Source organism: Massilia terrae (assembly GCF_024753145.1).
GTDB lineage: Bacteria > Pseudomonadota > Gammaproteobacteria > Burkholderiales > Burkholderiaceae_D > Telluria > Telluria terrae.
In genome coordinates this window covers 166,812-192,399 of record NZ_JANUGU010000008.1, presented here as the reverse complement: position 1 = coordinate 192,399, position 25,588 = coordinate 166,812, and the positions used below count along the sequence as shown (strand labels likewise).

Sequence of the window (25,588 nt, the reverse complement as noted above, 5' to 3'; positions counted from 1 at the left end):
CTAAAAGCAGTGCTCCTGCGCCGGGAAGCTGCCGTCCTTGACCGCGGCGACATAGGCGCGCACGGCGCCTTCGACGCTGGTCTGGCCTTCCATGAAATTGCGTACGAAGCGCGCCTTGCGGCCGGGGAAGACACCCAGCATGTCGTGCATCACCAGCACCTGGCCCGAGCAGTCGGGGCCGGCGCCGATGCCGATCGTCGGGACCGTCAGCATCGCGGTCACTTCCTTGCCCAGCGCGGCCGGAACCGCTTCCAGCAGCACGATGGCCGCGCCGGCTTCCTGCAGGGCCAGCGCATCGCGCTTGAGGCCCTCGGCCGACTCCTCGGTCTTGCCCTGCACCTTGTAGCCGCCCAGCTGGTGCACGAACTGCGGGGTCAGGCCGATGTGGGCGCACACCGGCACCGCGCGCTCGACCAGGAAGCGGATGGTCGGGGCCAGCCAGGCGCCGCCCTCGATCTTGACCATGTGGGCGCCGGCCTGCATCAGGGCCACCGAGCTGGCCAGGGCCTGTTCGGGCGTGCCGTAGCTGCCGAAGGGCAGGTCGGCCACGATCATCGCGTTCTTGCTGCCGCGCGCCACCGCCGCCGTGTGGTAGGCGACGTCGGCCACCGTCACCGGCAGCGTCGAGTCGTAGCCGGAACACACCATGCCGAGCGAGTCGCCGATCAGCAGCACGTCGACGCCGCAGCGCTCCATCAGCGCCGCGAAGCTGGCGTCATAGCAGGTCAGCATGCCGATCTTCTCGCCGGCCGCGCGCATCGCGAGCAGCGCGGGGATGGTCACCGCCTTGGCGACCGGCGTGACGGGCGCCGGCGCCGGCACGCTGCCACCGGCCATGTCCTTACCCTGCAGATATCCGCTCATACAAATCCTTCAATTGAAAATCCGACGGCGTAGTGTAATGCCGCCGCCAAAATCTTGCCCGGCCCGGTGCAGGTCCTGCCGCCGCCATTTCCGTTTTTGTTAAGATGAAACAATGGCGACGACTATCCTCATCATCTTTCTTATCGTTTACCTGGGCATGATCCTCGGCGGGCTGCCTTATCTGAAGCTCGACCGCACCGGCGTGGCGCTGCTGGGCGCGATCGCGCTGGTCAGCATCAATGCGCTGAGCCTGGAGGAAGCGGTGGCGGCCGTCGACTTGCCGACCATGACCCTGCTGTTCTCCTTCATGGTGGTGTCGGCGCAAATGCGGCTCGGCGGATTCTACGACTGGATCACCCGCAAGCTGGGCGGCCTGGCGCTGGGTCCCGCCGCCTTGCTGGCGGTGCTGGTCGTGGTCGCGGCCGCGCTGTCCGCCGTCTTCAGCAACGACATCGTGTGCCTGGCGATGGCGCCGGTACTGGTCGACGCCTGCAGGCAGCGCAAGCTTGCGCCGGTGCCCTTCCTGCTGGCGCTGGCCTGCGCCGCGAATATCGGTTCCGCCGCCACCCTGATCGGCAATCCGCAGAACATGCTGATCGGGCAGACCCTGCGCCTGCCTTTCTACGGCTACTTCCTGGACGCCATCGTGCCGGTGAGCCTGGGCCTGCTCGCGAGCTGGGCGCTGATCGTCTGGCAGACCGGCGGACGCTGGAGCGATGCCGGCGCAACGCTTGCCGCCGAGGCGGCCGAGACCGTGGTGCCCTTCGATGCCTGGCAGACCGGCAAGGGCCTGGCGATCGCCGGCGCGCTGCTGGTGGCCTTCCTGGTGGCGCCGTGGCCGCGCGAGCACATGGCGCTGATCGGCGCCGGCGTCCTGCTGATGAGCCGCCAGCTACGCTCGCGCAATATGCTGGGGCTGGTGGACTGGGAACTGCTGGTGCTGTTCATGAGCCTGTTCGTGGTGAACCACGCGCTGCAAAGCACCGGCCTGACCGGGCAGGCGATCAGCTGGCTGGCATCGCTCGGGGTGCGGCTGGACCAGCCGGGAGCGCTGTTCGGCGCCACCTTCCTGCTGTCCAACCTGGTGTCCAACGTGCCGGCGGTGATGCTGCTGATCCCGGTCGTGCACGGCCCGATCGGCGGCGTGATGCTGGCCCTGGTCAGCACCCTGGCGGGCAATCTGCTGATTGTCGGCAGCATCGCCAACATCATCGTGGTCGACGCCGCGGCCAGGCGCGGGATCGTCATCGACTGGAAGCGCCACGCGCGGGTCGGGGTGCCGGTCACGCTGGCGACGCTGGCCATCTCCGGCGCCTGGCTGGCGCTGCGCTTTTAATCCAGGCGCTCGATCGCCTGCCCGGCGACGGCGGCCAGGCGCTCGCGCGCCGCGCCGTGGCCGGGGACCTCGATGTCGGGGGCGATCTCCAGCAGCGGCGCCAGCACGAAGGCGCGCTCCAGCATGCGCGGATGCGGCACCGCGAGGGCGGGGGTGTCGATGATGGCGTCGCCGTACAGCAGCAGGTCGAGGTCCAGCGTGCGCGGCGCGTTGCGGTAGGGGCGCTCGCGGCCGTGGGCCAGCTCGATCCCCTGCAGTTCGGCCAGCAGGGCGTGGGCGTCGAGTGCCGTGTCGAGGCTGGCGACGGCATTGATGTAGTCGGGGCCGGACGAATCGATCGGCGCCGTGCGGTAGCTGCCGGAGGCGCGCAGCAGGCGCGTGCGCGGCAGGTGCGCCAGCCGTGCGATCGCATCCTGCACGTTGGCGCGGGCATCGCCCAGGTTGGCGCCGATGCCGATGTAGGCGATCATTCCCCGCCCGGTGCGGCCGCGGCCGGTGCTTCGCCGCCTTCGCCGGCGCCACGCTTTTTGGAGCGGCGCGGCGCGCGCTTGCGCTTGGCGCCGCCGCCGGTCTGGCTGGTATTGCTCTGCAGGCGCTCGCGCTCGGCGGTGTCGCCGTCCACGAACGCTTGCCACCAGTCGCCCAGTTCCGTTTCGAGTTCGCCCGATTCGCAGCGCAGCAGCAGGAAGTCGTAGCCGGCGCGGAAGCGCTGGTTTTCCAGCAGCTTGTACGGACCCTTGCCGGTGCGGCGCTCGAAGCGCGGCTGCATGGCCCAGATGTCGCGCATGTCGGAGGCGATGCGGCGCTGCAGGGCCAGGTTCTCGGTCTGCGCTTCCAGCACGTCGTCGGCGGCCAGGTGCAGGGCCGGGATCGGCGCTTCGCCGGCGGCGCGGTAGGCGTTCCACTTTTCCAGCACCTGGTGCCACAGCAGCGAGGCGAACAGGAAGCCCGGCGACACGCCCTTGCCGGCCTTGACCCGGTCGTCGGTCGATTCCAGCGCCAGGGTGACGAACTTCATGCCGATCGGCTGTTCCAGCACCACGTCCAGCAGCGGCAGCAGGCCATGGTGCAGGCCGGCGGCGCGCAGCTGGTTCAGGCAGGCCATCGCGTGCCCGCTCATCAGCAGCTTGAGCATTTCGTCGAACACGCGCGCGGTGGGCACGTTGTCGATCAGCGGCGCCATCACCGGGATCGGCGCGCGCGTGGCCGGCTCGATCGTGAAGCCCAGCTTGGCGGCGAAACGCACCACGCGCAGCATGCGCACCGGGTCTTCGCGGTAGCGCGCTTCCGGCTGGCCGATGATGCGCAGCAGCTTGTCGCGGATGTCGGCGGTGCCGCCGTGGTAGTCCAGCACCGACTGCGTGGCCGGGTCGTAGTACATCGCGTTGATGGTGAAGTCGCGCCGCGCCGCATCCTCGTGCTGCGGGCCGAACTGGTTGTCGCGCAGCACGCGGCCATGCTCGTCCTTGGGCGCGTTGTTGCTGCCATTGCCGCGGAAGGTGGTCACTTCCAGCAGCTCCTGGCCGAACATCACGTGCACGATCTGGAACCGGCGGCCGATGATGAAGGCGCGCCGGAACAGGCGCTTGACCTCTTCCGGCGTGGCGTCGGTGGCGATGTCGAAGTCCTTCGGCTTCACCCCCAGCAGCAGGTCGCGCACGGCGCCGCCCACCACGAAGGCCTTGAAGCCGGCTTCCTGCAGGGTCTGGGTCACCCGCACCGCATTCGGCGAGACGAGCTTGGGATCGATCCCGTGTTCTTCGGGGCCGAGGATCAGGGGCTCGGTCGGATCGCGCTGGTCTTTCACGCCAAGAATTTTACGGAAGAATTTTTTAATCATTGAACAGAAGGAGTAAAGGCCAGCCTTGCGCGGTCGCGTGTTGCTTCAGGCGATCGCTGGGATTGGTCGCGACCGGATGGGACACGACCGACAGCAGCGGCAGATCGTTGTGCGAATCGCTGTAGAAATGGCTGCTTGCAAAGCTGTCGAACGGCGTGCCGAGGCGGCCTAGCCATGCGTGCATGTGCTCGACCTTGCCCTGGCCCTGGGTGGGCGTGCCGGCCAGCTTGCCGGTCAGGTTGCCGTGCTCGTCTTCTTCCGGCTGCGCCGCGATCAGGTGCTCGACCCCGAAGGCGTGCGCGATCGGCGCGGTGACGAAGCGGTTGGTGGCGGTGATGATGGCGACCAGGTCGCCGGCGTCGAGGTGGCGCTGCACCAGCTCCACCGCCTTGGGCCGGATGGCGGGATGGACCACCTCGGCCATGTACTGCCGGTGCATCGCGTCCAGCTCGCGGCGCGGGAAGCGCGCCAGCGTGCCGAGCGCGAATTCGAGGTACTCGACCGGGTCGAGGGTGCCGGCCTGGTACTGCGCGAAGAACTGGTCGTTGCGGCGCTGGTATTCGGCGGCATCGACCGCGCCGGTGCGCACCAGGAACTGGCCCCATTCGTAATCCGAATCGATCGGCAGCAGGGTGTGGTCGAGGTCAAACAGGGCGAGTTTTTTCATTCCTTGGGGTCCGCAGCTAAATTCGCGGGTGGCGTCGGGTTCCCTTGAAGCAACAGGTCGCGCAGCAGCGGCAGCGTGACCGGCCGCTGGGTCTCGAGGGAATACTGATCGAGTGCATCGAGCATCGTCGACAGGGAGCGCATGTCGCGCTTGAAATGGGACAGCAAATAGGGTAACACGCTGGCCGACAAGGTCAAACCGCGGGCCTCGGCGGCGGTGGTCAGGGCGGCGATCTTCTGGTCGTCCGACAGGCCCTGCACCTGGTACACCAGGCCCCAGCCCATGCGGGTGCGCAGGTCCTCGCGCACGTGCAGCACGCCGGGCGGCACCGGCCCGGTCGAAACCAGGTAGGCGCCGTGCTCGCGGATCTGGTTGAACAGGGCGAAGGCGTCGATCTGGCGCTGCGCCGACAGCAGGTTGCAGTCGTCCAGCAGGTACAGCGTGGTGTCCGGACTGTGGGTGAAGTCGGCGGCCGGCGCGTCGTGCGCGATGTAGCGCGAGGCCGGGGTCGCGGCCAGCGCCTGCAGCAGGTGGGTCTTGCCGGCCCCGGTCTCGCCCCACAGGTAGGCGAAATGCTCGCGCGAGGTCCGCTCGGCGAACAGGTGCATCATGTACGCGAGCTCGGCATTCTCGCCGACCTGGAAGGTCTCGAGGCTGTGTGCCGGTTCCGCGCCCAGGTCGAGCACCAGTTGTTTCATGCCGATGTTCCCACTACTAAAAAAATCATATACATCAGGCATTATAGAAGGTGCTGCGCAGATAGTGGCGCCGCAGGTGGCGGAACGCGACCATCAGGACCGCCGATGCCGGCAGCGCCAGCAGCACGCCGGCGAAGCCGAACAGCTGGCCGAAGGCGAGCAGGGCGAAGATCACCGCCAGCGGATTCATGCCGATCCGTTCACCCACCAGGCGCGGGGTCAGGAAGAAGCCTTCGAGCACCTGGCCGGCGCCGTAGATTACGGCCACATAGGCCAGGCCGGTCAGGCCATTGAACTGCAGCACCGCCGCGATCAGGGCCAGCGCCAGGCCCAGGCCGAAGCCGAGGTAGGGGATGAACACCAGCAGCCCGGTCAGGATGCCGACCGGCAGCGCGACGTCGAAGCCGGCCCCGGCCAGCGCCGCCGAGTAATACACCGCCAGCACGAACATCACCAGCAGCTGGCCGCGCAGATACTGGCCCAGCAGGGCATCGACCTCGCGCGCCATGCCGGTGGTGGCGCCGACCCAGCGGCGCGGGATCGCGCCCTGCACCTGGGCCAGCAGCGCGTGCCAGTCCAGCAGCAGGTAGAACAGCACCACCGGCACCAGCGCCAGCGTCGCCGCCCAGCCGAGCAGGGCGCTGCCGCCGATGCGGGCGCCCGCCAGCAGCTGGCCCCACAGGGCGTCGCCGCCGCCCGCGACTTGTTGGGTTAGCAAGTCCTTGATGCCGCCGCCATCGAGCCGGACGTGGATGCCCAGCTGTGCCAGGCGCGGCGACAACAGGGCGTCGAGCTTGACCAGGAAGGCCGGCAGCTGGGCCACCAGCAAGGGGATTTCCTTGTCCAGCACCGGCACCACGGTCAGGGCCAGCGCCCCGAACAGGGCCGCGAACAGCAGCATCACCAGCAGCACCGCCAGCGCGCGCGGCACCGGCCAGCGCCGGATGCGCAGGCGGCACAGGCGGTCGACCGGCCCGTTCAGGACGTAGGCGAGGATGGCGGCCGCGATGAAGGGCGTCAGGACCGGGCCCAGCAGGTAGAGCAGGGCAGCGAAAGCCAGCCAGAGGAGCCACCAGAAAGTGGCCTGTTTTTGTTCCGGCGTCAGGAAAAAGGGCATTCTAATTATTGTTCTGATTGGCGGGCGGGGAGGGGACAGGCGCTTTTTGCTAGAATAGCGGACTAGCCGTCCTGGCATTTCGCTTTCTATTTTACCGCCTCCGCTGCCAATTACCATGAGCCAACCTTCCAATGTTTCCCTTTCCTACCGTGACGCGGGTGTCGACATCGATGCCGGCGACGCCCTGGTCGAAGCGATCAAGCCGTTTGCCAAGCGCACCATGCGCGAGGGCGTGCTGGGCGGCATCGGTGGCTTTGGCGCGCTGTTCGAGATCAGCAAGAAGTACAAGGAGCCGGTGCTGGTGTCCGGCACCGACGGCGTCGGCACCAAGCTCAAGCTGGCGTTCGAGCTGAACCGCCACGACACGGTTGGCATCGACCTGGTGGCGATGAGCGTGAACGACATCCTGGTGCAGGGCGCCGAGCCGCTGTTCTTCCTCGACTACTTCGCCTGCGGCAAGCTGGACGTGCCGACCGCGACCGACGTGGTCAAGGGCATCGCCGCCGGCTGCGAGCAGGCCGGCTGCGCCCTGATCGGCGGCGAGACCGCCGAGATGCCGAGCATGTACCCGGACGGCGAGTACGACCTGGCCGGCTTCGCGGTCGGCGCGGTCGAGAAGTCGCAGCTCATCGACGGCAGCAAGATCCGCCCGGGCGACGTGGTGCTGGGCCTGGCCTCGTCCGGCGCGCACTCGAACGGCTACTCGCTGGTGCGCAAGATCATCGAAGTCGCCAAGCCGGACCTGGAAGCCGATTTCCATGGCAAGAAGCTGGCCGACGTGCTGATGGCGCCGACCCGCATCTACGTCAAGCCGCTGCTGGCGCTGATGGCCGCGATGGAAGTGAAGGGCATGGTGCACATCACCGGCGGCGGCCTGGTCGAGAACATCCCGCGCGTGCTGGCCGACAACCTGACCGCGGAACTGGACGGCAAGTCGTGGACCCTGCCGCCGCTGTTCCAGTGGCTGCAGCAGCACGGCGGCGTCGCCGACGCCGAGATGCACCGCGTGTTCAACTGCGGCATCGGCATGTGCGTGATCGTATCAAGCGAGAACGCCGACGCAGCCGCGGCCCAGCTGCAGGCGGCCGGCGAGACCGTGCACCGCATCGGCCAGATCCGCGCGCGCAAGGAAGGCGAAGCGCAGACCATCGTGCGCTGATCGTTCTCTTTTGATTCCGGAAGGGCGCCCGTGTGGCGCCCTTTTTTGTTGTGTTCACTTTGATGCAACATGCCGCACCCGAGGCTGAACGATTGTTCCAGCTAGCTGTCAACCAAGGTCCGGAGCCGCCGAACGACGTGCACTACCGTTCGCACGAGCACTTCATAGGCAAGCGTGCCGATGTGCCAGAATCGCTGGACAGAGCTCCTTTCAATGAACTGCTTGAGTACTTTTGTAGTCGAATGAATCTCTCGTTCCGACCGGCTCCTGGGGATCCGGTCAAGCTCTTCGCGAGGAAACGATGATTAGTCTGGATATAAAACAGTTGCTTGGTCTTGACTGCGATTTTGTCGACGATGAAAAGACACTGATCGCCATTCACACGCCGTTCAGGCTCGAGGACAGTGACCCTGTTCCGGTTTATATCGAAGAAATCGACGGGCGCCTCCGTTTCTGCGATCTCGGCGGCGTCACATGGCAGCTCATTTGCCGAGGGATTCGGCTCAATGATCTGGAGCAGCTTCAATTTATTCGAGACCTTGCAAGTCTTACCGGCGTCACCCTGAACCGCGACGACGAGTTGGAGCTCTGGATCGATTCTGAAAACGTCAACGCGTCATTCACGCGCTTCATGTGCGCGATGCTCGCGATGGTGCGTTGGGAATATGAATATGTTGCATCAGGCAATGCTCGGCGGCTAGAGAATGCCGCCGAGTCCTTGCTGCGGGTGCCAGTTAGCGCTTGAGGATCTTCCCCACCGTCGTTCCCCGCAGCCGGAACGCATCCGGCATGCCCGATCCCAGCAGCGGCCGCAGGTACAGCCGGAAGGCGTCGGTGATGTCGGTGCCGGAGGGTGCGATGAACTCGTCCTCCATCGTGCGCGTCTTGCCGGCCACCTGGTCGAGGGGCTGCAGCTCGTAGTCGACCGAATAGAAGCCGGTGCGCTTGATCGCCACCGAGCCGTCGCGGTCGCCCCACATCGCGTACTGCACGGCTTTCTCGCCCACTTCGCGCGCCTCGCGCTGGTCGACGTCGGACACGCAGCCGATGAAGGAGCGCTGCAGGTAGCCGAAAGTGTCGCCGCGCACCCGCTTGATGCCGAGCTTGCTCTTGATCTCGTCGCACAGGAGGTCGGCCAGCGCGCCGGTGCCGGACAGCTGCACATTGCCGTGCTGGTCGCGCTCGATTTCCTTGGCCAGCAGTGTGGCGACCGGCTGGCCGGACGCATCGTGCACGCCTTCCGACACCGCGATCACGCAGCGGCCGTGGCGCTCGTACATGGTCTTCACGTCGGCCAGGAAGCGTTCCAGCTCGAAGGTGCGCTCGGGCACGTAGATCAGGTGCGGGCCGTCGTCCGGGAACTTCTTGCCCAGCGCCGAGGCGGCCGTGAGGAAGCCGGCATGGCGTCCCATCACGACGCCGACATAGACGCCGGGCAGCGCGGCGTTGTCGAGGTTGGCGCCGGCGAAGGCCTGGGCCACGAAGCGCGCCGCCGACGGGAAGCCGGGCGTGTGGTCGTTGCCGACCAGGTCGTTGTCGATGGTCTTGGGGATATGGATGCAGCGCAGCGGATAGCCGGCCTTGCGCGCTTCCTCGCTGACGATGCGCACCGTGTCGGCCGAATCGTTGCCGCCGATGTAGAAGAAGTGTTCGATCTCGTGCGCGCGCAGCACGTCGAAGATCTTCTGGCAGTAGGCCATGTCCGGCTTGTCACGGGTGGACCCGAGCGCCGAGGAGGGCGTGGCGGCGACCAGTTCGAGGTTGTGGCTGGTCTCCTGGGTGAGATCGAGGAAGTCTTCGTCGACGATGCCGCGCACCCCGTGCAGGGCGCCGTAGATGCGGGTGACGTTGCGGAAGCGCCGCGCCTCCAGCGTAACGCCCACCAGCGACTGGTTGATGACGGCGGTCGGCCCGCCCCCTTGTGCCACCAAGATCTTTCCCGACGACATAGTCACCCCCTCTGTTAGAGCTTCCAAGCTTATTGCAGCGTTAATGCGTGGTCAATACGGTGGCTGGTCCGGTGAACGGATGTAGTCGACCAGCCCGGCGCTGCTGCGGTGCGGTGCGGCCGTGAGCAGGCTGGCCAGCACGATGGTGAGCAGCCCCGCCGGCACGCCGAACACGCCGGCCGAGATCGGCGCGATGTGCAGCCATGCCCCGTCCAGGTTGCCGCCCAGCGAAGGATTGGTGTGCAGCATGTAGTACATGCAGACCACGAAGCCCACCGCCATGCCGGCGATCGCGCCGACGTGGTTGGCGCGCTTCCAGAACACGCCCAGCACCAGCGCCGGAAACATGGTCGACGCCGCCAGCGAGAAGGCCGCGCCCACCAGCGACAGGATGTCGGCCGGCTTCTGCGAGGCCACGTAGGCCGCGATGAAGGCCACCGCCAGCAGCAGCAGCTTGGAGATCGTCACCCGCTTCTGGGTCGAGGCGGCGGGGTCGACCAGCTTGTACCAGATGTCGTGCGACAGCGCGTTGGAGATCGCCAGCAGCAGCCCGTCGGCGGTCGACAGCGCCGCCGCCAGCCCGCCCGCCGCGACCAGCCCGGAGATCACGTAGGGCAGGCCCCCGATCTCGGGCGTGGCCAGCACCAGCACGTCGCCGTCGATCGAGATCTCGGCCAGCTGCACGATGCCGTCGCCGTTCATGTCGGTCACGCTGATCAGCGGGTTGACCTTGTCGACGTTGGCCCAGTACGAAATCCACGAGGGCAGGTGCTGGTACTGGCTGCCCACCAGGTTGGTGTAGATGTCGTACTTGGCCAGCACGGCCAGCGCGGGAATCGTCAGGTAGATCAGCAGGATGAAGAACAGGGTCCAGAACACCGACACCCGGGTCTCGTTGACCGAGGGCGTGGTGTAGGCGCGCATCAGGATGTGCGGCAGGGCGGCGGTGCCCATCATCAGGCACAGCGCCAGCGCGAGGAAGTTGTTGCGGCGGATGTCGGAGGCCTCGCGGTCGGGGCCGGGGAAGGGCGCCGCGTGCGGCTCCGGCGGCTGGGCGCGCGCGAGGTTGGCGGCGCGCTGTTCGGTCCACACGCGCACCGCCTCGTCCGGGCTGCGCGGATAGGCGGACAGGATGCGCTCGGCGGCGCGGATCTCGGGCAGCGGCGCATTGCGCAGGCGCGCCGCATCCAGCTTGCGCTGGGCTTCGCGCTTGCCGGCCTCCCACGACGCCGGCAGGCCCTTCAGGCGCTGGGCGTAATCGTTGGCCCGTTCGAGGAAACGGGCGCGCACCGCGTTCTCGCTCGGGTCCAGCACCAGCTGCTGCTCGCGCTGGGCCAGCTTGGGCAGCACCGAGCCGTAGGCCAGTTGCGGCACCGGGTTGTCGGCGTGCTTCACCGACAGCCACATGGTCGGGATCAGGAAGGCGACCAGGATGATGATGTACTGCGCCACCTGGGTCCAGGTGATCGCGCGCATCCCGCCCAGGAAGGAGCACACGAGGATGCTGGCCAGCCCCAGGAAGATCCCGACCGAAAAGTCGACCCCGGTGAAGCGCGAGGCGATCAGGCCGACCGCGTAGATCTGCGCCACCACGTAGGTGAAGGACACGATGATGGTGGCGGCGACCGCCATCACCCGTACCGGCCCGCCGCGCCCGCCCGCGCCGCCGCCGTAGCGCGCCGCCAGGAAGTCGGGGATGGTGTATTGCGCGAACTTGCGCAGGTAGGGCGCGATCAGCAGCGCCACCAGGCAGTAGCCGCCGGTCCAGCCCATGATATAGGCCAGGCCGTCGAAGCCGCGCAGGTACAGGCTGCCGGCCAGGCTGATGAAGCTGGCCGCCGAGATCCAGTCGGCGGCGGTGGCCATGCCGTTGAACACGGCCGGCACGCGGCGCCCGGCCACGTAGTACTCGGAGACGTTGGAGGTGCGGGTGATGACGCCGATGGTCGCGTACAGAGCGATGGTGGCGAACATGAACAGGTAGCCGATCCACAGGCGCGGCATGCCTTCGCGTTCCAGCAGGGCCAGCGCGAGCAGGAAGGCGAAGAAGCAGGCCGTGTACCACAGGTAGTAGCGCGACAGGCGCTGGCGGTAGCTGCTCATGTGGCGTCCCCGGCCTGGCGCGCGAACTCGCGGTCGAGCCGCCGCATATACCAGGCGTAGCCGCCGATGATCGCCAGGTAGACCAGCGAGGCGCCTTGCGCCGCCATGTAGAAGGACAGCGGCCAGCCGAACAGCGACAGCCGGGCCAGGTCGCGGGCGAAGAACACGGTGCCGGCCCCGGTCACGAGCCAGAGCGCGAGCAGGATCGCCGTGATGCGCCGGGTGCGCCGCCAGTGTTCGGCGCGGGCGTACGCGGCCGCTTGCCGGCGCTGCGGGTCGAGGGTGGGGGCGTCAGTCTGCATGGTCGTCGTGGTGCGCGGGCGGCGGGAAGGTCAGGCGGAACAGGCTGCCCGGCAGCTTCAGCGAGTGGCTGCGCGGGTTGTTGAAGATGTCGATCTCGGCGCCGTGCTGCTGGGCGATCTCGCGCACGATGGCCAGGCCCAGGCCGCTGCCGGGCACGCTGGAGCCGAGGATGCGGTAGAAGCGTTCGAACACGTGGGCGCGCTCGGCGGGCGCGATGCCGGGACCGGTGTCCTCCACCTCGAGCAGGGCGTCGTCTCCGTCGCGCCGCACCCGCACCGTGACGCTGCCGCCGGCCGGGGTGTAGCGCACCGCGTTGTCGATCAGGTTCGACAGCAGCTCGCGCAGCATCAGCGCGTTGGCGGCGATGAACACCGGCTCGTCCGGCGGCTCGAAGCCGAGGTCGATCCGGTGCGCGAACGAGGCCGGCACCCATTCCTGCACCACGGCGCGGGCCAGCGCGACCAGGTCGATCTGTTCGAAGGCGAGGCCGGCGTGCGGCTGGTTCTCGGCACGCGCCAGCGCAAGCAGCTGGTTGACCAGGCGGGTCGCCGACTCGCTGCTCTTGGCCAGCTGTTCCAGCGAGCGGTGGATCTCGCCGGCGTCGACCTGGCGCAGCGCCAGCTCGGACTGCATGCGCATGCCGGCCAGCGGCGTCTTCATCTGGTGCGCGGCATCGGCGATGAAGCGCTTCTGCATGTCGATGGTCTGCGACAGGCGCTCCAGCATGTCGTTGAGCGAGCCGACCAGCGGCGAGATCTCCTCCGGCACCTGGCGCGAATCGATCGGCGACAGGTCGTCCGGGCGGCGCGCGCGGATGCGTTCCTGCAGCTGGGCCAGCGGCGACAGCCCGCGCGACAGGGCGAACCAGACCAGCGCCAGGATCACCGGCAGGATGATGAACTGGGGCAGGATCACGCCCTTGATGATGGCGTTGGCGAGCTGGGCGCGCTTTTCCAGCGTCTCGCCCACCTGCACCAGCGCCAGCCGGGTGTCGGCGTCGGGCTGGGCCGGGTCCAGGTGGACCCAGGAGTAGGCGATCCGCACCGGGGTGCCGTGCAGGGTGACGTTGCGGAAGTGGACTTCGGCGTTGTCGCCGGCGTCGTCCTCGGCGGGCTGCGGCAGGTCGCGGTCGCCGGTGACGAACACGCCGCGCGGCCCGGTGACCTGGAAGTAGACGGTGTCGGCGTCGTCGGCGCGCAGGATGTCGCGCGCGCTGTCGGGCAGGCGCGCCACCACCTTGCCATCGACCTCGCGCACCTGCTGGGCCAGCACCGTCACGTCGTCCTTGAGCGCGTGGTCGAAGGGCTGGTTGGCGATCGACTTGGCGACCAGGTAGGTGATCGCGATGCTCATCGGCCACAGCAACAGCAGCGGGGCCAGCATCCAGTCCAGGATCTCGCCGAACAGCGAGTGCTGGATATTCTGCTCCTGCTCCGGATTGGGCGGCACGTACGGCGGCTCGGCGCCGTCGCCGGTCGCCTGCGCCAGTCCGGCGTCGCGGTCGTTCACTTGCCGGGGCTGTCGGTGCCGGGACGCGCGGCGTCCGTGTGGCGTTCGAGGCAGTAGCCGAGCCCGCGCACGGTGGCGATGCGGATGCCGCCGGCCTCGATCTTCTTGCGCAGCCGGTGCACGTAGACCTCGATGGCGTTGTTCGACACCTCCTCGCCCCATTCGCACAGGTGGTCGACCAGCTGCTCCTTCGACACCAGGCGGCCGGTGCGGGCCAGCAGGATTTCCAGCAGGCCCAGTTCGCGCGCCGACAGGTCGAGCATCTGGTCGTTGATGTAGGCGCTGCGGCCGACCTGGTCGTAGGTGAGCGGGCCGTGGCGGATCACGGCCGGGCCGCCGCCGGCGCCGCGCCGGGTCAGGGCGCGCACCCGCGCCTCCAGCTCGGACAGGGCAAAGGGCTTGGCCATGTAGTCGTCGGCGCCGAGGTCGAGGCCGTTGACGCGCTGCTCGATCGAATCGGCCGCGGTCAGGATCAGCACCGGCAGCAGCGAGCCGCGCATGCGCAGGCGGCGCAGCACCTCCAGGCCGGACAGCTTGGGCAGGCCGAGGTCGAGGATCAGGAGGTCGAATTCCTGGGTCGACAGGGCGGTGTCGGCGTCCTGGCCGTTCTTGACGCAGTCGATCGCATAGCCGGACTGGCGCAGCGAGCGGGTCAGTCCGTCCGCGAGCACGCTGTCATCTTCGGCAAGTAAAATACGCATTTCTGGACACCACCCCCGGTTGATCGGCATGTGTATTGTGTGTCATTTGTCGTAACAACGCGAGATTTGTCAAACACCCCGCAAAAGCGCTTGCATTCACTACTGTTTTTTTATACAGTATTGGCTGAGTTGAACGCGCGGCCGCATCGGCGCCCCTATCGACCTTGCTTTTCACCTGAAAGAAAATTATGGACGACAAAAAAACCGTAGTAAATGCCGCTGAAAAGAGCAAGGCGCTGGCCGCGGCTCTGGCACAGATCGAAAAGCAGTTCGGCAAGGGCTCGGTCATGCGCCTGGACGCCAATGCCCCGGTCGAGGAAGTGCAGACCGTGTCCACCGGCTCGCTGGGCCTGGACATCGCCCTCGGCGTCGGCGGCCTGCCGCGCGGGCGCATCGTCGAAATCTACGGTCCGGAATCGTCCGGCAAAACCACGCTGACCCTGCAGACCATCGCCCAAATGCAAAAGCTGGGCGGCACCTGCGCCTTCATCGACGCCGAGCACGCGCTGGACGTCACCTATGCCCAAAAACTGGGCATCAAGCTGGATGAGCTGCTGATCTCGCAGCCGGATACCGGCGAACAGGCCCTGGAAATCACCGACGCGCTGGTGCGCTCGGGCTCGGTGGACCTGGTGGTCATCGACTCCGTCGCCGCGCTCACGCCGCGCGCCGAGATCGAAGGCGACATGGGCGACGCCCTGCCCGGCCTGCAGGCCCGCCTGATGTCGCAGGCGCTGCGCAAGCTGACGGGGTCCATCAACCGCACCAACACCCTGGTCATCTTCATCAACCAGATCCGCATGAAGATCGGCGTCATGTTCGGCAACCCGGAAACCACCACCGGCGGCAATGCGCTCAAGTTCTACGCCTCGGTGCGCCTGGACATCCGCCGTACCGGCTCGATCAAGTCCGGCGACGAGGTCATCGGTAACGAAACCAAGGTCAAGGTCGTCAAGAACAAGATCGCGCCGCCGTTCAAGGAAGCCCACTTCGACATCCTGTACGGGGAGGGCACCTCGCTGGAAGGCGAAATCCTCGACCTGGGCGCCGACAACAAGGTCATCGAGAAGTCCGGCTCGTGGTACAGCTACGAGGGTGAGCGTATCGGCCAGGGCAAGGACAACGCCCGCCAGTACCTGAAAGAGCGTCCGGCCCTGGCGCGCGAAATCGAGAACAAGGTGCGCGCGGCGCTGGGCGTGCGCGAGCTGCCGCCGGTCGAGGGCGAGGGCGGCAAGCCGCGCCTGAAGGCGGTCGGCGACGAGTAATCGTTCCCAGTACGCTGCGCCAGCCGATATGCCTGAACCGAGCCTGAAGGCGCGTGCCCTGCGTTACCTGTCGACGCGGGAGCACAGCCGGCTCGAACTGGGCCGCAAGCTGGCGCGCTACGCGGAGGAGGGCGACGACGTGGAAGCGCTGCTCGATTTCCTCGAAAAGAACAACTGGCTGTCGCAGGAGCGTTTCGCCGAATCGCTCATCCATCGCAAGGCTTCACGCTACGGCAACAGCCGGGTGATGGCCGAGCTGAAGAACCATGGGGTGGGCGGCGCGGCGCTGGCGGAACTCAAGGCCGGGCTGGCGGATACTGAACTGGCACGGGCCAGGGAAGTTTGGCGCCGCAAGTTCGGCCGGGTCGCGGCGGATGCGGCCGGGCGCGCCAAACAGATGCGTTTCCTGCTCCAGCGCGGTTTCACGCAACGCGCCGTTCGCGCCGCGATGGAAGGCGGCGCGGACGACGACGAGATCTGAGGTGCTGCTCCCGGCACCCTGAAGGCCCCAGCGCGGAGCGCCATCCGCTGCACGTGTGAAAGCGTGCTCCTCACCGCAGATGGCGCTGCGCGCTGGGGTTTTCCAGCCCTTCGCGCAATGTATTGACCACATATCAACAAGCATGGTGCGGTGCAAGCGAGCGCCAGCCTGTGATAAACTTCCGGGGTTTAGCAGCGCCGCATGAGCGGTAGTTGCCGCAGAAGCTGCGGCGACAGTGCATCAGGCACAACGGCTGCGTAATTTTTCGCCGCACCCGCGGCACTGGTTTTTATGCCCCTGTCTCCTCCCGTCCCGCGTCAGCTCCGGCACACGCGCGCCATTACCGTCGAAGCCTATGCGCGCGACGATGGCCTGTGGGACCTGGACGCACGCATCAGCGACGTCAAAGTGCGCGACATCCAGCTCGCCTCGGGCGTCCGCGAAGGCGGCAAGCCGGTGCACAACCTCAAGCTGCGCGTCACCATCGACCGCGAGATGACCATCGTCGACGCCGAAGCCGCGTCCGATTCCGTCCCCTACCCCGGTTTCTGCGATACCATTGGCCCGGCATATAAGAAGTTGATCGGGTTGTCGCTGATGAAGCATTTCCGGCTGCACCTGAAAGACCGCCTTTCCGGCGTGCTCGGCTGCACCCACCTGACCGAACTGGCGCAGGTCCTGCCCACCGCGGCCATCCAGGCCTACGCCAATGACGTGTTCCAGACCCGTGACGGGGTCGACGAAGACGATTCGCCCGACCGTCCGTTCCAGATTGATCGCTGCCACGCGCTGCGCGCCGACGGCCCCGCCGTCGCCACGTTCTACCCGCGCTGGGCGCTCAAGGTGGCGTCGGGCTAGTTGTCGTTGTCCCGTTTTTTAACTCAACCGCATTTCTAAATCAGTAACAGGAAAAAAGGAAGCCAGCATGAAAATCCATGAGTATCAAGGCAAAGAGATCCTCCGAAAGTTCGGAGTGACCGTTCCGCGCGGCATTCCGTGCATGTCGGTGGACGAGGCCGTCAAGGCAGCTGAAGAGCTGGGCGGCCCGGTCTGGGTAGTCAAGGCGCAGATCCATGCTGGCGGCCGCGGCAAGGGCGGCGGCGTCAAGGTCGCCAAGTCGATCGAGCAAGTGCGCGAGTACGCGAACCAGATCATGGGCATGCAGCTGGTCACCCACCAGACCGGCCCGGAAGGCCAGAAAGTGCGCCGCCTGCTGATCGAAGAAGGCGCCGACATCAAGAAAGAACTGTACGTCTCGCTGGTCACCGACCGCGTGACCCAGAAAGTGGTGCTGATGGCCTCGTCGGAAGGCGGCATGGACATCGAAGAAGTCGCCCACAGCAACCCGGAAAAAATCCACAACGTCGTGATCGAGCCGTCGGTCGGCCTGACCGACGCCCAGGCTGACGACGTCGCCCGCAAGATCGGCATCCCGGAAGCCTCGATCGTCGACGCCCGCGTCAACCTGCAGGGCCTGTACAAAGCCTACTGGGAAACCGACGCCTCGCTGGCCGAAATCAACCCGCTGATCCTGACCGGCTCGGGCAAGGTCATCGCCCTGGACGCCAAGTTCAACTTCGACGCGAACGCCCTGTTCCGCCATCCGGAAATCGTCGCCTACCGCGACCTGGATGAAGAAGATCCGGCTGAAGTCGAGGCATCGAAGTTCGACCTCGCCTACATCTCGCTCGACGGCAACATCGGCTGCCTGGTGAACGGCGCCGGCCTGGCGATGGCCACCATGGACACCATCAAGCTGTTCGGCGGCGAGCCGGCCAACTTCCTGGACGTGGGCGGCGGTGCGACGGCCGAGAAAGTGACCGAAGCATTCAAGATCATGTTGAAGAACCCGGGCCTGAAAGCCATCCTGGTCAACATCTTCGGCGGCATCATGCGCTGCGACGTGATCGCCGAAGGCGTGATCACCGCATCGAAGGCGGTCTCCCTGCAAGTGCCGCTGGTCGTGCGCATGAAGGGCACCAACGAAGACATCGGCAAGCAGATGCTGGCTGACTCCGGCCTGCCGATCATCTCGGCTGACACGATGGAAGACGCAGCGAAGCAGGTCGTGGCCGCCGCTGCAGGCAAAGCCTAATACGCGAAGGATAGAAAAATGTCGATTCTGATTAACAAAGACACCAAAGTCATCACCCAAGGTATCACCGGCAAGACCGGCCAGTTCCACACCCGCATGTGCCGCGACTACGCGAACGGCCGTGAAGCCTTCGTGGCCGGCGTGAACCCGAAGAAAGCAGGCGAGGACTTCGAGGGCATCCCCATCTTCGCGAACGTCAAGCAAGCCAAGGCTGAAACCGGCGCCAACGTGTCGGTGATCTACGTCCCGCCGGCAGGCGCGGCCGCCGCGATCTGGGAAGCCGTCGAAGCCGAGCTCGACCTGGCAATCTGCATCACCGAAGGCATCCCGGTCCGCGACATGATGGAAGTGAAGGACCGCATGGCCAAAGCCGGTTCGAAGACCCTGCTGCTGGGTCCGAACTGCCCGGGCCTGATCACCCCGGACGAGATCAAGATCGGCATCATGCCGGGTCACATCCACAAGAAGGGCCGCATCGGCGTCGTCTCGCGCTCGGGCACCCTGACCTATGAAGCAGTGGGCCAGCTGACCGCGCTGGGCCTGGGCCAGTCGACGGCAGTCGGCATCGGCGGCGACCCGATCAACGGCCTGAAGCACATCGACATCATGAAGATGTTCAATGACGACCCGGACACCGACGCCGTCATCATGATCGGCGAGATCGGCGGCCCGGACGAGGCCAACGCCGCTTACTGGATCAAGGACAACATGAAGAAGCCGGTGGTTGGCTTCATCGCCGGTGTCACCGCTCCTCCGGGCAAGCGCATGGGCCACGCCGGCGCGCTGATCTCGGGCGGCGCCGACACCGCGCAAGCCAAGCTGGAGATCATGGAAGCCTGCGGCATCAAGGTCACCAAGAACCCGTCGGAGATGGGTCGCCTGCTCAAGGCTATGCTGTAATTCAATTGCACGCATAGAGAAAGGGAGCTTCGGCTCCCTTTTTTATTGCGCCCGCCCGTCCCCGCTCAATTGGACGTCAGTCCCGCGAAAGCGGGAATCCCATTTCTCAAGCAGACCTGCTGCGTCCAGATCCGCCCGACAAATTTGTCCTGTCCTGAGATGACAAATGACAAACTTTGGCGCGCGTACTGACAAATTTTGTCAGCTCACCGGACGAAAAGTGGCGCTTTCTGTCGATTTTATTGTTCACAAACCAACGAAATGGTACATTTTCCTGCTGGCACGGCATTTGCTCCATAGAAAAACGTGGCAGAAACCTGTAAGTCACCCTTACCTAACCTGGAGAGATGAAACATGAAATCGATGAAGATCGTTAAGAAAGCCCAAGCCGGCTTCACCCTGATCGAACTGATGATCGTTGTCGCGATCATTGGTATCCTGGCCGCCGTGGCAATCCCGGCTTACCAGGACTACGTCGCCAAGTCGAAGTTTGCCGCTGGCCTGTCGGAAGTTTCCGCTGGTAAGATTGGCGTAGACACGCTGCTCGCTGACAATCCTGCGGCGACCCAAGCTCAGCTCCTGGCAGCAACCGGCTTCTCGAAGGATGCTGCAACTGGCACTTACCACACGGCTACCTGCGAAATCACTGCTACTGATGCAGTTGCTGGCGCAACCACCCTGCTCTGCACCTTCAACAGTGGCCCGGCTACTGTGAACGGCGGCGGCAAAGCCATTACGCTGACCCGTACTTCCGAAGGCGCATGGACCTGCGGTGCTAACATCCTTTCGAAATACACCGGCTCGGGCTGCGTCGGCTCCGGTAGCTAATCAAGTCGTCTGAGCTTACGGTCGCTCGACCCCAAGAAATGCCGCTCCGCGTAGGCCGGGCGGCATTTTTCATTGGCGGCCTGAAACGCGCCGCGACATCTGGAGCAAGGCAGTGGAACGATTGAGCGAGATACCGGTTAGCGCGCCAACGAACGCATTTGCAACTGTGCGCGTGCAAGGCCTACCGTATGCATACGGTTTGGTATTGGCAATTTGCTTGAACTTCATGCAGACCGGTGGCCATGACCGCCAGCGCGTGATCGAGCTTATTCTGTTGTTTGCTGGCGGGTGCGCGCTGGCTTATCGATCCCCTTCCCTGTGGGACCGCACTGACGCGCGAGTTCGCGGCACATTGTCAGTTTTCTTCGCACTTGGCCTCCTATCCGGAGTCTTTGCATTTTCACCGCGACATTCGCTCTACGAAGTCACCAGCCTGTTCCTGCTTTTGCTCAGCGGGCTCGCCATTAGCGACGCCCTTGCACAAGAGCGTGGTTCGCTGAGCCACGTCCTGCACGCATTCGGCGCTGTGGCTGCACTGTATGCATTGAAGATCGTTTGCATTTACGTTTCGGTGTGGTTACTCACTGCCATCCCGGACTCGGGCGATTTCACGCCGGGTTTCTCGAACATTCGTCATTTAAACCATGTGCAAACGATCGCGCTGCCTTTACTGGTGCTGCTCTACACGCTGACGCCCGCTGTGTCGCGTCTGCGTGCATTGTGGATGACGACGCTCGCGGTTTGGTGGTCCGTGCTGTTCGCCACTGGCGGCCGTGGCACCGAGGTCGGCCTGATTGCAGCGACTCTAATTACTTTCATCTTGCGCCGCCGCGCCGCGTGGCCCTTTCTGCGCGTGCTGATCCTCAGCTGTGTAATCGGCGCGATTGTCTACGTACTCGGCTTTGTGCTTGCGCCCATGATGATGGGACGTGCACCGTTTGGCGAAGCTGGCGCAATGCTGGCAAGAACGATGGCAAATCCATCCAGTGGACGCACGTTCTTGTGGAAGCATGCATTCGAACTTATCACGGCCCATCCGATGCTTGGTGTCGGTCCGCTGCACTTTGCGCATGAACGCGCAGGGGCTGCCCACCCGCATGACTGGATGGTCCAAATTGCGGCGGAGTGGGGGCTTCCTGCGTTGCTGGCATTTTCCATCGCATTGTTCTTCTCCTTCCGTGGCTTGTGGCGCAGGCGCACGAGCATTGCCGCGACAGACACTCTCAACCAGAATTTCCTGTCGGCGTGGCTCCTGATCGGCGCTGCTTTGCTGATCGATGCGTCAGTGTCCGGCAGCATCGTAATGCCGCAGAGCCAGCTGATGATTGTCCTTTATATCGCCTGCGCGACTGGCTGGACCTGGTCGTTCAATATGGTGGCGAGACCCTCGCCTTCGGGAATGGTGAAACTCGTGAGCCCTTTGGTCGTCATCGCGGCTGCGCTCACCTTGGCCTACGTGATCGCTCCTCAATTCGTCGACAAAGCCACCGACGCCGAGCCGACGGCGGCCGAAATTGCGGCGAACGGGACGGTGGAGTGGTGGCCTCGTTTGTGGCGTGCAGGCTATTTCTGAAACAAAAAGCCTGCTCGAAGTGAGCAGGCTTTTTGCTTGAAGCGAGTGCTTACTGCTTCAGGTGCTGGTCCAACCACCCCAGCACCGTGTGATGCCACAGCAGTGAATTGGCCGGCTTGAGCACCCAGTGGTTCTCATCCGGGAAGAACAGGAACTTGCTCTCGATCCCGCGCCGCTGCAGCGCCGTGAACGTCGACAGCCCCTGCGCGGTCGGAATACGGAAGTCCATATCCCCTTGCACGACCAGCATCGGCGTCTTCCAGTTGTTCACGAAATTGACCGGATTGAAGCGCTCGTGATTCTGCGGCACGGCGAAGTAGGCGCCGCCGTTTTCCCAGTCGGTGAACCACTGCTCTTCGGTCGAATACGCCATGCCACGCGCATCGAACACACCGTCATGGTTGACGATGCACTTGAAGCCGTCGGACCAGTTGCCCTCGATCCAGTTCATCATATAGCCGCCATAGGACGCGCCCAGTGCGCAGCTCCTCTCGCGGTCCAACCACGGATACTTCGCCACCGCGGCGGCCAGGCCCTTCTGCAGGTCTTCCAGCGGCTTGCCGCCCCAGTCCCCGCTGATCGCGTCGGTGAACTTCTGCCCGTAGCCGGTCGACCCGTGGAAGTCGATGAACACGACCGCATAACCAGCGCCCGCATAGGTCTGCGGATTCCAGCGATAGCTCCAGCCATTGCCGAAGCTTCCCTGCGGCCCGCCATGCACCAGGAAGGCGATCGGATACTTCTGGCCCGGCGCTGCGTTCCATGGCTTCATCACATAACCATGCACCGTATCGCCGCCCGCGCCGGCGAAGGAGAACTGCTCATACTCACCCCAGCGCACATCGGCCAGCTGCGCCGCGTTCTGCGTGGTCAGCTGGCGCGGCTTGCCTCCCAGCTTCATCTCGAACAGCTGCGCGCCCGACGCCAGGTTCGACTGGGTATAAGCGATGGTGTTGTGGCGCACGTCAAACCCGCCGATCGAACCCTTGTCGGTCAGCGCGGTCACCTTGCCGTTGGCGACGTCGATCGCGAACAGCTTGTGGTTGCCGATGTCTTCCGCGTCCACGATCAGCGACTTGCCATCGCTGCTCCACTGCATGCTGCCCGGCGAGCGGTCCCAGCTGTCGGCCACATGGCGCTTCGCCCCGGTGGCGGCGTCCATCAAGACGATGTGGAAGCGGTCGGCCTCGAAGCCCGGACGGGTCATGGCCAGGTAGGCGATGCTGCGGCCATCCGGCGAATAGACGCCCTTGGTGTCCCAGGCCTGGTTGTCCGCGGTCAGGTTGCGCGGCGCCTCGCCGCCCACTGCCGGGATCGAGTACAGGTCGAAATTGGTCGACCACGCCTCGGTCTTCGCACCCACGCGCGCCGAGAACAACACGGTCTTGCCGTCCGGGCTGAAACGATACTCGTCATGGTCGCCGAACGGCTTGGACGGCACATCGCCATCCAGCGTGCCGGACAGGTTGACCGGCTGCGCGCTGATGTGGCCGGTGGCGTCGATCGGCGCCGAGTACAGCACTGAATTCTTGCTGTCCGCCCAGGTATCCCAGTGGCGGACGAACAAGTGATCGTAGACGCGGCCGGAAGCCTTGTTCTTGCCCTTGTCGTCATCGCGCGCCTTGGTGCAGGCGAGGTCGGCGCAGTCGCGGTACACCGACATGCTCATCAGCACCCGGTCGCCGCGCGGCGACAGGCGGAAGTTGTCGATGTCGACCGGCGTGCTGGTGACCATCGACGCTTCGCCGCCACTCAGCGGCAGGCGCCAGATCTGCGACGAACCGGAGCGGGCCGACAGGAAGTAAATGGCGTCACCCGACGGCGACCACTCCGGATCGCTGCTGCTTGCGCTGTGGTTGGTCAGGCGCACCGGCGCCGGGTTGGCGGCCCGCAGGTCGACCATCCACAAGTCGGTGTGGCCGCGGTTCTTGGCCAGGTCGGTCGTGCGCACGGTGTACACCACGCGTGTGCCGTCCGGCGACACCGCCGGGCTGCCGACCCGTTCCATGCTGACCAGGTCTTCCACCGTGAAGCCGCGCGGCGCGGCCATCGCGCCGGTAGCCGCCAGCGTGGCGGCGAGCGCGAGCAAACGTAGTCTCATTCGATCCCCTCGATAATTGTCCAAACGCACCGGGCTGGGCGGTGCAAGGTCAGCAATGTATCACGCGCCACGTCAAGCCGCGCTATGCTAAATAGGAGTAACGAGGAGAACGCGATGAGCGAATCGAAGCATATCGTGCATCAGGGCGTTGACCAGGCGAAAGGCAACGCCGCGGTGCCCCATCCAGTCAATCCGGCGGCGCGGCGCCGGACCAGTTCACTGGGGGACGCCACCGGGCTGACCCAGTTGGGCGTCCACATCAATGTGATCGAGCCGGGCGGCACCAGCACCGAACTGCACCGACACGCCTGCGCCGACGAATTCATCTTCGTGCTGAGCGGGCAGGGCGTCGTCTCGATGGATGGCAACGACCATCCGGTCGGCGCCGGGGATTTCATCGGCTTCCCTGCCAACGGCCCGGCGCACGCGATGACCAATACCGGCACGGACGAGCTGGTCTATCTCGTCGGCGGCAACCGGCCGCCGGTGGATGTGTGCGATTTCCCGCGCCAAGGCAAGCGCCTGTACATGTTCAACGGAACCGAAGGCCGCCGCTACGATCTGGTCGACACTGCCGACCTGAAGCCCTTGCACCGCTGACGGCCTAGCGGACGTACTCATAGGCGCCGATGCTGTTGGCGTTGGCGGCACGCGCACGGCCGTCGAAATCGGTTGCTTGGGCGCTGCTCGCCGTGCCAGCGGCGTCCGCGGCCGAGTTGACGGACAGGTGGAAGTTCGGCAGCAGCAAATCCTTCTTGTACTGCACGAAACCAGGATCGCCGCTGCGGGTACCCGTGGCAGTGTTGCGCATCTTGTCCCAGTCGCGGGTATTGGCCGTTACCAGGTTGTTCTTGTAAGAATTGACGCCCATGATGCCGCCGCGCCCGACGTATTCCTCGATGCCAATGTAGTTGTCGTAGGCGATGTTGTTGTAGATGAGCGAGTCCTTGTGCTCGACCGGCTTGCCGCGGTATTCGCCGGTGCCGACCACGATGCCGACGTTGGAGCTCGCGACCGTGTTGTTGATGACCTTCACGGCCGTTGCCTCGTGATACAAGTGAATCGCCGCGCCCATGTTCGCGCGATACACCACGTTATTGATCACGCTGCCGGAACTGCTGACATAGATGCCCTGGAAGCGGTTGCAGTTGCTGCCGGATTGGCCGATGTCGCGTACCCAGTTGCCGATCGCATCGCTCAGGCCGCCGCTGGGCGAAGCGTCGATGTTGATGGCGGCGCCGCCCGCGCCGCTGCTGCACGACGACCAGCGCGCGATGTCGTGCACGTAGTTGTCGCGCACCACGCTGTGGCCGCCACTCGTGTAAATCCCCTGGCGCCAGGTGTCGTAGGCCTTGTCCGCGGACTTCGTGCCGTCCACTTCGAAGCCCACGATCTGCACGAAGTCGCCGCTATTGGTCCACGCGGTCGTATCGTCGAACTGGCGGCTGGCCGATGAGGGCGGAACGATGCGCGCACCCCAGCGCACGGTCGAGATCCAGTAGATGTTGCCGTCGGCGCCGCCCGCCGCCGTTGCGTTGCCGTTGGCGGTGGTGGTGAAGCCGCCTTCGTAGTTGCCGGGCTTCACGTAGACGGTGGTGCTGGCCGCCTTCACGGCGCGGGCGGCCGCCGCCAGCGTCTTGTACGGATAGGCCGTGCTGCCATCCTCGCGGTTGCCGGTGGCCGCCGCATCGACCCAGACCTTGTTGAGGGTGGCGCTGCCGATGCTTTCCCAGTCGTGCAGCCGCTGCAGTTCATCGCTGCCTTTCATTGCCGAAGCGATCTGGTCCGCGGAAAGCCCGCTCTGCTGCCAGAACTGCAATCCGACCTGGTCCGGCTGGCGCCCCAGCAGCCACCAGTACAGACCGGTGATCTGGTCGGACAGCGCGGCCGGCGCCACAACCGGGGCCTGCGTTGTTTCCGAGGCCGCCAATTGGGTAGCCGACGGTGACGCCGGCGGCGGCGAACCCCCGCAGGCGGCCAGCAAGGCAAACATGGCGCAACAGGACAGCATCCCGGCGCGGGCATCCGATGCCAAACGACTCAGCATATTCATCGCGTCTTCCTTCTTGTTCTTCATGGGTTGGGAAAAGCGCCGACGA

At 65.4% G+C, this 25,588-nt stretch carries 24 protein-coding genes; 11 read left to right on the top strand and 13 right to left on the bottom strand.

Annotated features, from left to right (window positions below):
- The gene (panB, locus tag NX778_RS20525) at window positions 1-864 is read right to left on the bottom strand and encodes a 3-methyl-2-oxobutanoate hydroxymethyltransferase (RefSeq protein ID WP_370661356.1); all 864 of its coding nucleotides are present in this window, start codon (window positions 862-864) and stop codon (window positions 1-3) included.
- Between the two features lie 112 nt (window positions 865-976).
- On the opposite strand from panB, the gene NX778_RS20520 reads away from it, so the two are divergent.
- Window positions 977-2,200 (top strand): anion transporter, encoded by a 1,224-nt coding sequence (locus NX778_RS20520; RefSeq protein ID WP_258813651.1) that lies wholly within the window; start codon window positions 977-979, stop codon window positions 2,198-2,200.
- Here NX778_RS20520 and folK read toward each other — a convergent pair.
- The 5 genes from folK to NX778_RS20495 are packed head-to-tail and all read right to left on the bottom strand — an operon-like array spanning window position 2,197 to window position 6,522.
- Window positions 2,197-2,670 (bottom strand): 2-amino-4-hydroxy-6-hydroxymethyldihydropteridine diphosphokinase, encoded by a 474-nt coding sequence (gene folK, locus NX778_RS20515; protein WP_258813650.1) that lies wholly within the window; start codon window positions 2,668-2,670, stop codon window positions 2,197-2,199. The genes NX778_RS20520 and folK overlap by 4 nt on opposite strands.
- Window positions 2,667-4,040 carry a polynucleotide adenylyltransferase PcnB gene (gene pcnB / locus NX778_RS20510; protein WP_258813649.1) on the bottom strand — a complete coding sequence of 458 codons (1,374 nt, stop codon included), beginning with the start codon at window positions 4,038-4,040 and terminating at the stop codon, window positions 2,667-2,669. The genes folK and pcnB overlap by 4 nt, the downstream gene beginning before the upstream one ends.
- Complete coding sequence (locus NX778_RS20505; RefSeq protein WP_258813648.1) at window positions 4,033-4,707, bottom strand: histidinol-phosphatase; 675 nt, start codon at window positions 4,705-4,707, stop codon at window positions 4,033-4,035. Before NX778_RS20505 ends, pcnB begins: the two co-directional genes overlap by 8 nt.
- The gene (gene hda / locus NX778_RS20500) at window positions 4,704-5,405 is read right to left on the bottom strand and encodes a DnaA regulatory inactivator Hda (RefSeq protein WP_258813647.1); all 702 of its coding nucleotides are present in this window, start codon (window positions 5,403-5,405) and stop codon (window positions 4,704-4,706) included. The genes NX778_RS20505 and hda overlap by 4 nt, the downstream gene beginning before the upstream one ends.
- Before the next feature lie 34 nt (window positions 5,406-5,439).
- Window positions 5,440-6,522 (bottom strand): AI-2E family transporter, encoded by a 1,083-nt coding sequence (locus tag NX778_RS20495; RefSeq protein WP_258813646.1) that lies wholly within the window; start codon window positions 6,520-6,522, stop codon window positions 5,440-5,442.
- Between the two features lie 115 nt (window positions 6,523-6,637).
- Between NX778_RS20495 and purM the strand changes: the two genes are divergently transcribed.
- On the top strand, window positions 6,638-7,681 hold the full coding sequence (gene purM, locus NX778_RS20490) for a phosphoribosylformylglycinamidine cyclo-ligase (RefSeq protein ID WP_258813645.1): 1,044 nt from the start codon (window positions 6,638-6,640) through the stop codon (window positions 7,679-7,681).
- Window positions 7,682-7,982: 301 nt separating this feature from the next.
- A complete protein-coding gene (locus NX778_RS20485) occupies window positions 7,983-8,426 on the top strand; it encodes a DUF1828 domain-containing protein (RefSeq protein ID WP_258813644.1) in 444 nt (147 codons plus the stop codon).
- Here NX778_RS20485 and NX778_RS20480 read toward each other — a convergent pair.
- Genes NX778_RS20480 through NX778_RS20460 form a run of 5 tightly spaced genes read right to left on the bottom strand, consistent with a single transcriptional unit; the run spans window position 8,416 to window position 14,246 of the window.
- Window positions 8,416-9,630, bottom strand: a complete 1,215-nt coding sequence (locus NX778_RS20480; protein WP_258813643.1) for a 6-phosphofructokinase — start codon at window positions 9,628-9,630, stop codon at window positions 8,416-8,418. The two genes, NX778_RS20485 and NX778_RS20480, sit on opposite strands and share 11 nt — an antisense overlap.
- A gap of 51 nt (window positions 9,631-9,681) precedes the next feature.
- Window positions 9,682-11,733: a sodium:solute symporter family protein gene (locus NX778_RS20475; RefSeq protein ID WP_258813642.1), complete on the bottom strand. Its 2,052-nt coding sequence runs from the start codon at window positions 11,731-11,733 to the stop codon at window positions 9,682-9,684.
- Complete coding sequence (locus NX778_RS20470; RefSeq protein WP_258813641.1) at window positions 11,730-12,035, bottom strand: DUF4212 domain-containing protein; 306 nt, start codon at window positions 12,033-12,035, stop codon at window positions 11,730-11,732. Before NX778_RS20470 ends, NX778_RS20475 begins: the two co-directional genes overlap by 4 nt.
- Window positions 12,025-13,545 carry a sensor histidine kinase gene (locus tag NX778_RS20465; RefSeq protein WP_258813640.1) on the bottom strand — a complete coding sequence of 507 codons (1,521 nt, stop codon included), beginning with the start codon at window positions 13,543-13,545 and terminating at the stop codon, window positions 12,025-12,027. The genes NX778_RS20470 and NX778_RS20465 overlap by 11 nt, the downstream gene beginning before the upstream one ends.
- Window positions 13,542-14,246 (bottom strand): response regulator, encoded by a 705-nt coding sequence (locus tag NX778_RS20460; RefSeq protein ID WP_258813639.1) that lies wholly within the window; start codon window positions 14,244-14,246, stop codon window positions 13,542-13,544. The genes NX778_RS20465 and NX778_RS20460 overlap by 4 nt, the downstream gene beginning before the upstream one ends.
- A gap of 188 nt (window positions 14,247-14,434) precedes the next feature.
- Here NX778_RS20460 and recA point away from each other — a divergent pair, with 188 nt between their 5' ends.
- The 7 genes from recA (at window position 14,435) to NX778_RS20420 (ending at window position 21,388) form a co-directional block, all read left to right on the top strand.
- The gene (gene recA / locus NX778_RS20455; RefSeq protein WP_258813638.1) at window positions 14,435-15,511 is read left to right on the top strand and encodes a recombinase RecA; all 1,077 of its coding nucleotides are present in this window, start codon (window positions 14,435-14,437) and stop codon (window positions 15,509-15,511) included.
- Between the two features lie 28 nt (window positions 15,512-15,539).
- Entirely contained in the window at window positions 15,540-15,992 is a 453-nt protein-coding gene (gene recX, locus NX778_RS20450) for a recombination regulator RecX (RefSeq protein ID WP_258813637.1), read from the top strand.
- Between the two features lie 291 nt (window positions 15,993-16,283).
- Window positions 16,284-16,850 carry a DUF2889 domain-containing protein gene (locus NX778_RS20445; protein ID WP_258813636.1) on the top strand — a complete coding sequence of 189 codons (567 nt, stop codon included), beginning with the start codon at window positions 16,284-16,286 and terminating at the stop codon, window positions 16,848-16,850.
- 67 nt (window positions 16,851-16,917) lie between these two features.
- Window positions 16,918-18,087: an ADP-forming succinate--CoA ligase subunit beta gene (gene sucC, locus NX778_RS20440; RefSeq protein WP_258813635.1), complete on the top strand. Its 1,170-nt coding sequence runs from the start codon at window positions 16,918-16,920 to the stop codon at window positions 18,085-18,087.
- Between the two features lie 18 nt (window positions 18,088-18,105).
- Entirely contained in the window at window positions 18,106-18,987 is an 882-nt protein-coding gene (gene sucD / locus NX778_RS20435) for a succinate--CoA ligase subunit alpha (protein ID WP_258813634.1), read from the top strand.
- A gap of 354 nt (window positions 18,988-19,341) precedes the next feature.
- Complete coding sequence (locus NX778_RS20425; RefSeq protein ID WP_307728133.1) at window positions 19,342-19,815, top strand: pilin; 474 nt, start codon at window positions 19,342-19,344, stop codon at window positions 19,813-19,815.
- A 112-nt stretch (window positions 19,816-19,927) separates the two neighbouring features.
- Window positions 19,928-21,388, top strand: a complete 1,461-nt coding sequence (locus NX778_RS20420; protein WP_258813633.1) for an O-antigen ligase family protein — start codon at window positions 19,928-19,930, stop codon at window positions 21,386-21,388.
- Between the two features lie 49 nt (window positions 21,389-21,437).
- On the opposite strand, the gene NX778_RS20415 is transcribed toward NX778_RS20420, so the two are convergent.
- On the bottom strand, window positions 21,438-23,489 hold the full coding sequence (locus tag NX778_RS20415) for a S9 family peptidase (RefSeq protein ID WP_258813632.1): 2,052 nt from the start codon (window positions 23,487-23,489) through the stop codon (window positions 21,438-21,440).
- 114 nt (window positions 23,490-23,603) lie between these two features.
- Between NX778_RS20415 and NX778_RS20410 the strand changes: the two genes are divergently transcribed.
- The gene (locus NX778_RS20410) at window positions 23,604-24,089 is read left to right on the top strand and encodes a cupin domain-containing protein (protein ID WP_258813631.1); all 486 of its coding nucleotides are present in this window, start codon (window positions 23,604-23,606) and stop codon (window positions 24,087-24,089) included.
- A 4-nt stretch (window positions 24,090-24,093) separates the two neighbouring features.
- Here NX778_RS20410 and NX778_RS20405 read toward each other — a convergent pair whose 3' ends face one another.
- Window positions 24,094-25,542: a hypothetical protein gene (locus NX778_RS20405; protein ID WP_258813630.1), complete on the bottom strand. Its 1,449-nt coding sequence runs from the start codon at window positions 25,540-25,542 to the stop codon at window positions 24,094-24,096.
- Window positions 25,543-25,588: the final 46 nt, after the last annotated feature.

Coding starts and splice junctions, on each gene's coding strand:
- NX778_RS20405 (WP_258813630.1), bottom strand. CDS start 25,542: ATGAATATGCTGAGTCGTTTGGCATCGGATGCCCGCGCCGGGATGCTG.
- sucD (WP_258813634.1), top strand. CDS start 18,106: ATGTCGATTCTGATTAACAAAGACACCAAAGTCATCACCCAAGGTATC.
- sucC (WP_258813635.1), top strand. CDS start 16,918: ATGAAAATCCATGAGTATCAAGGCAAAGAGATCCTCCGAAAGTTCGGA.
- NX778_RS20425 (WP_307728133.1), top strand. CDS start 19,342: ATGAAATCGATGAAGATCGTTAAGAAAGCCCAAGCCGGCTTCACCCTG.
- NX778_RS20505 (WP_258813648.1), bottom strand. CDS start 4,707: ATGAAAAAACTCGCCCTGTTTGACCTCGACCACACCCTGCTGCCGATC.
- NX778_RS20520 (WP_258813651.1), top strand. CDS start 977: ATGGCGACGACTATCCTCATCATCTTTCTTATCGTTTACCTGGGCATG.
- NX778_RS20485 (WP_258813644.1), top strand. CDS start 7,983: ATGATTAGTCTGGATATAAAACAGTTGCTTGGTCTTGACTGCGATTTT.
- panB (WP_370661356.1), bottom strand. CDS start 864: ATGAGCGGATATCTGCAGGGTAAGGACATGGCCGGTGGCAGCGTGCCG.
- NX778_RS20470 (WP_258813641.1), bottom strand. CDS start 12,035: ATGCAGACTGACGCCCCCACCCTCGACCCGCAGCGCCGGCAAGCGGCC.
- NX778_RS20480 (WP_258813643.1), bottom strand. CDS start 9,630: ATGTCGTCGGGAAAGATCTTGGTGGCACAAGGGGGCGGGCCGACCGCC.
- folK (WP_258813650.1), bottom strand. CDS start 2,670: ATGATCGCCTACATCGGCATCGGCGCCAACCTGGGCGATGCCCGCGCC.
- NX778_RS20410 (WP_258813631.1), top strand. CDS start 23,604: ATGAGCGAATCGAAGCATATCGTGCATCAGGGCGTTGACCAGGCGAAA.
- NX778_RS20495 (WP_258813646.1), bottom strand. CDS start 6,522: ATGCCCTTTTTCCTGACGCCGGAACAAAAACAGGCCACTTTCTGGTGG.
- hda (WP_258813647.1), bottom strand. CDS start 5,405: ATGAAACAACTGGTGCTCGACCTGGGCGCGGAACCGGCACACAGCCTC.
- NX778_RS20475 (WP_258813642.1), bottom strand. CDS start 11,733: ATGAGCAGCTACCGCCAGCGCCTGTCGCGCTACTACCTGTGGTACACG.
- NX778_RS20415 (WP_258813632.1), bottom strand. CDS start 23,489: ATGAGACTACGTTTGCTCGCGCTCGCCGCCACGCTGGCGGCTACCGGC.
- recA (WP_258813638.1), top strand. CDS start 14,435: ATGGACGACAAAAAAACCGTAGTAAATGCCGCTGAAAAGAGCAAGGCG.
- NX778_RS20445 (WP_258813636.1), top strand. CDS start 16,284: ATGCCCCTGTCTCCTCCCGTCCCGCGTCAGCTCCGGCACACGCGCGCC.
- recX (WP_258813637.1), top strand. CDS start 15,540: ATGCCTGAACCGAGCCTGAAGGCGCGTGCCCTGCGTTACCTGTCGACG.
- NX778_RS20460 (WP_258813639.1), bottom strand. CDS start 14,246: ATGCGTATTTTACTTGCCGAAGATGACAGCGTGCTCGCGGACGGACTG.
- purM (WP_258813645.1), top strand. CDS start 6,638: ATGAGCCAACCTTCCAATGTTTCCCTTTCCTACCGTGACGCGGGTGTC.
- pcnB (WP_258813649.1), bottom strand. CDS start 4,040: ATGATTAAAAAATTCTTCCGTAAAATTCTTGGCGTGAAAGACCAGCGC.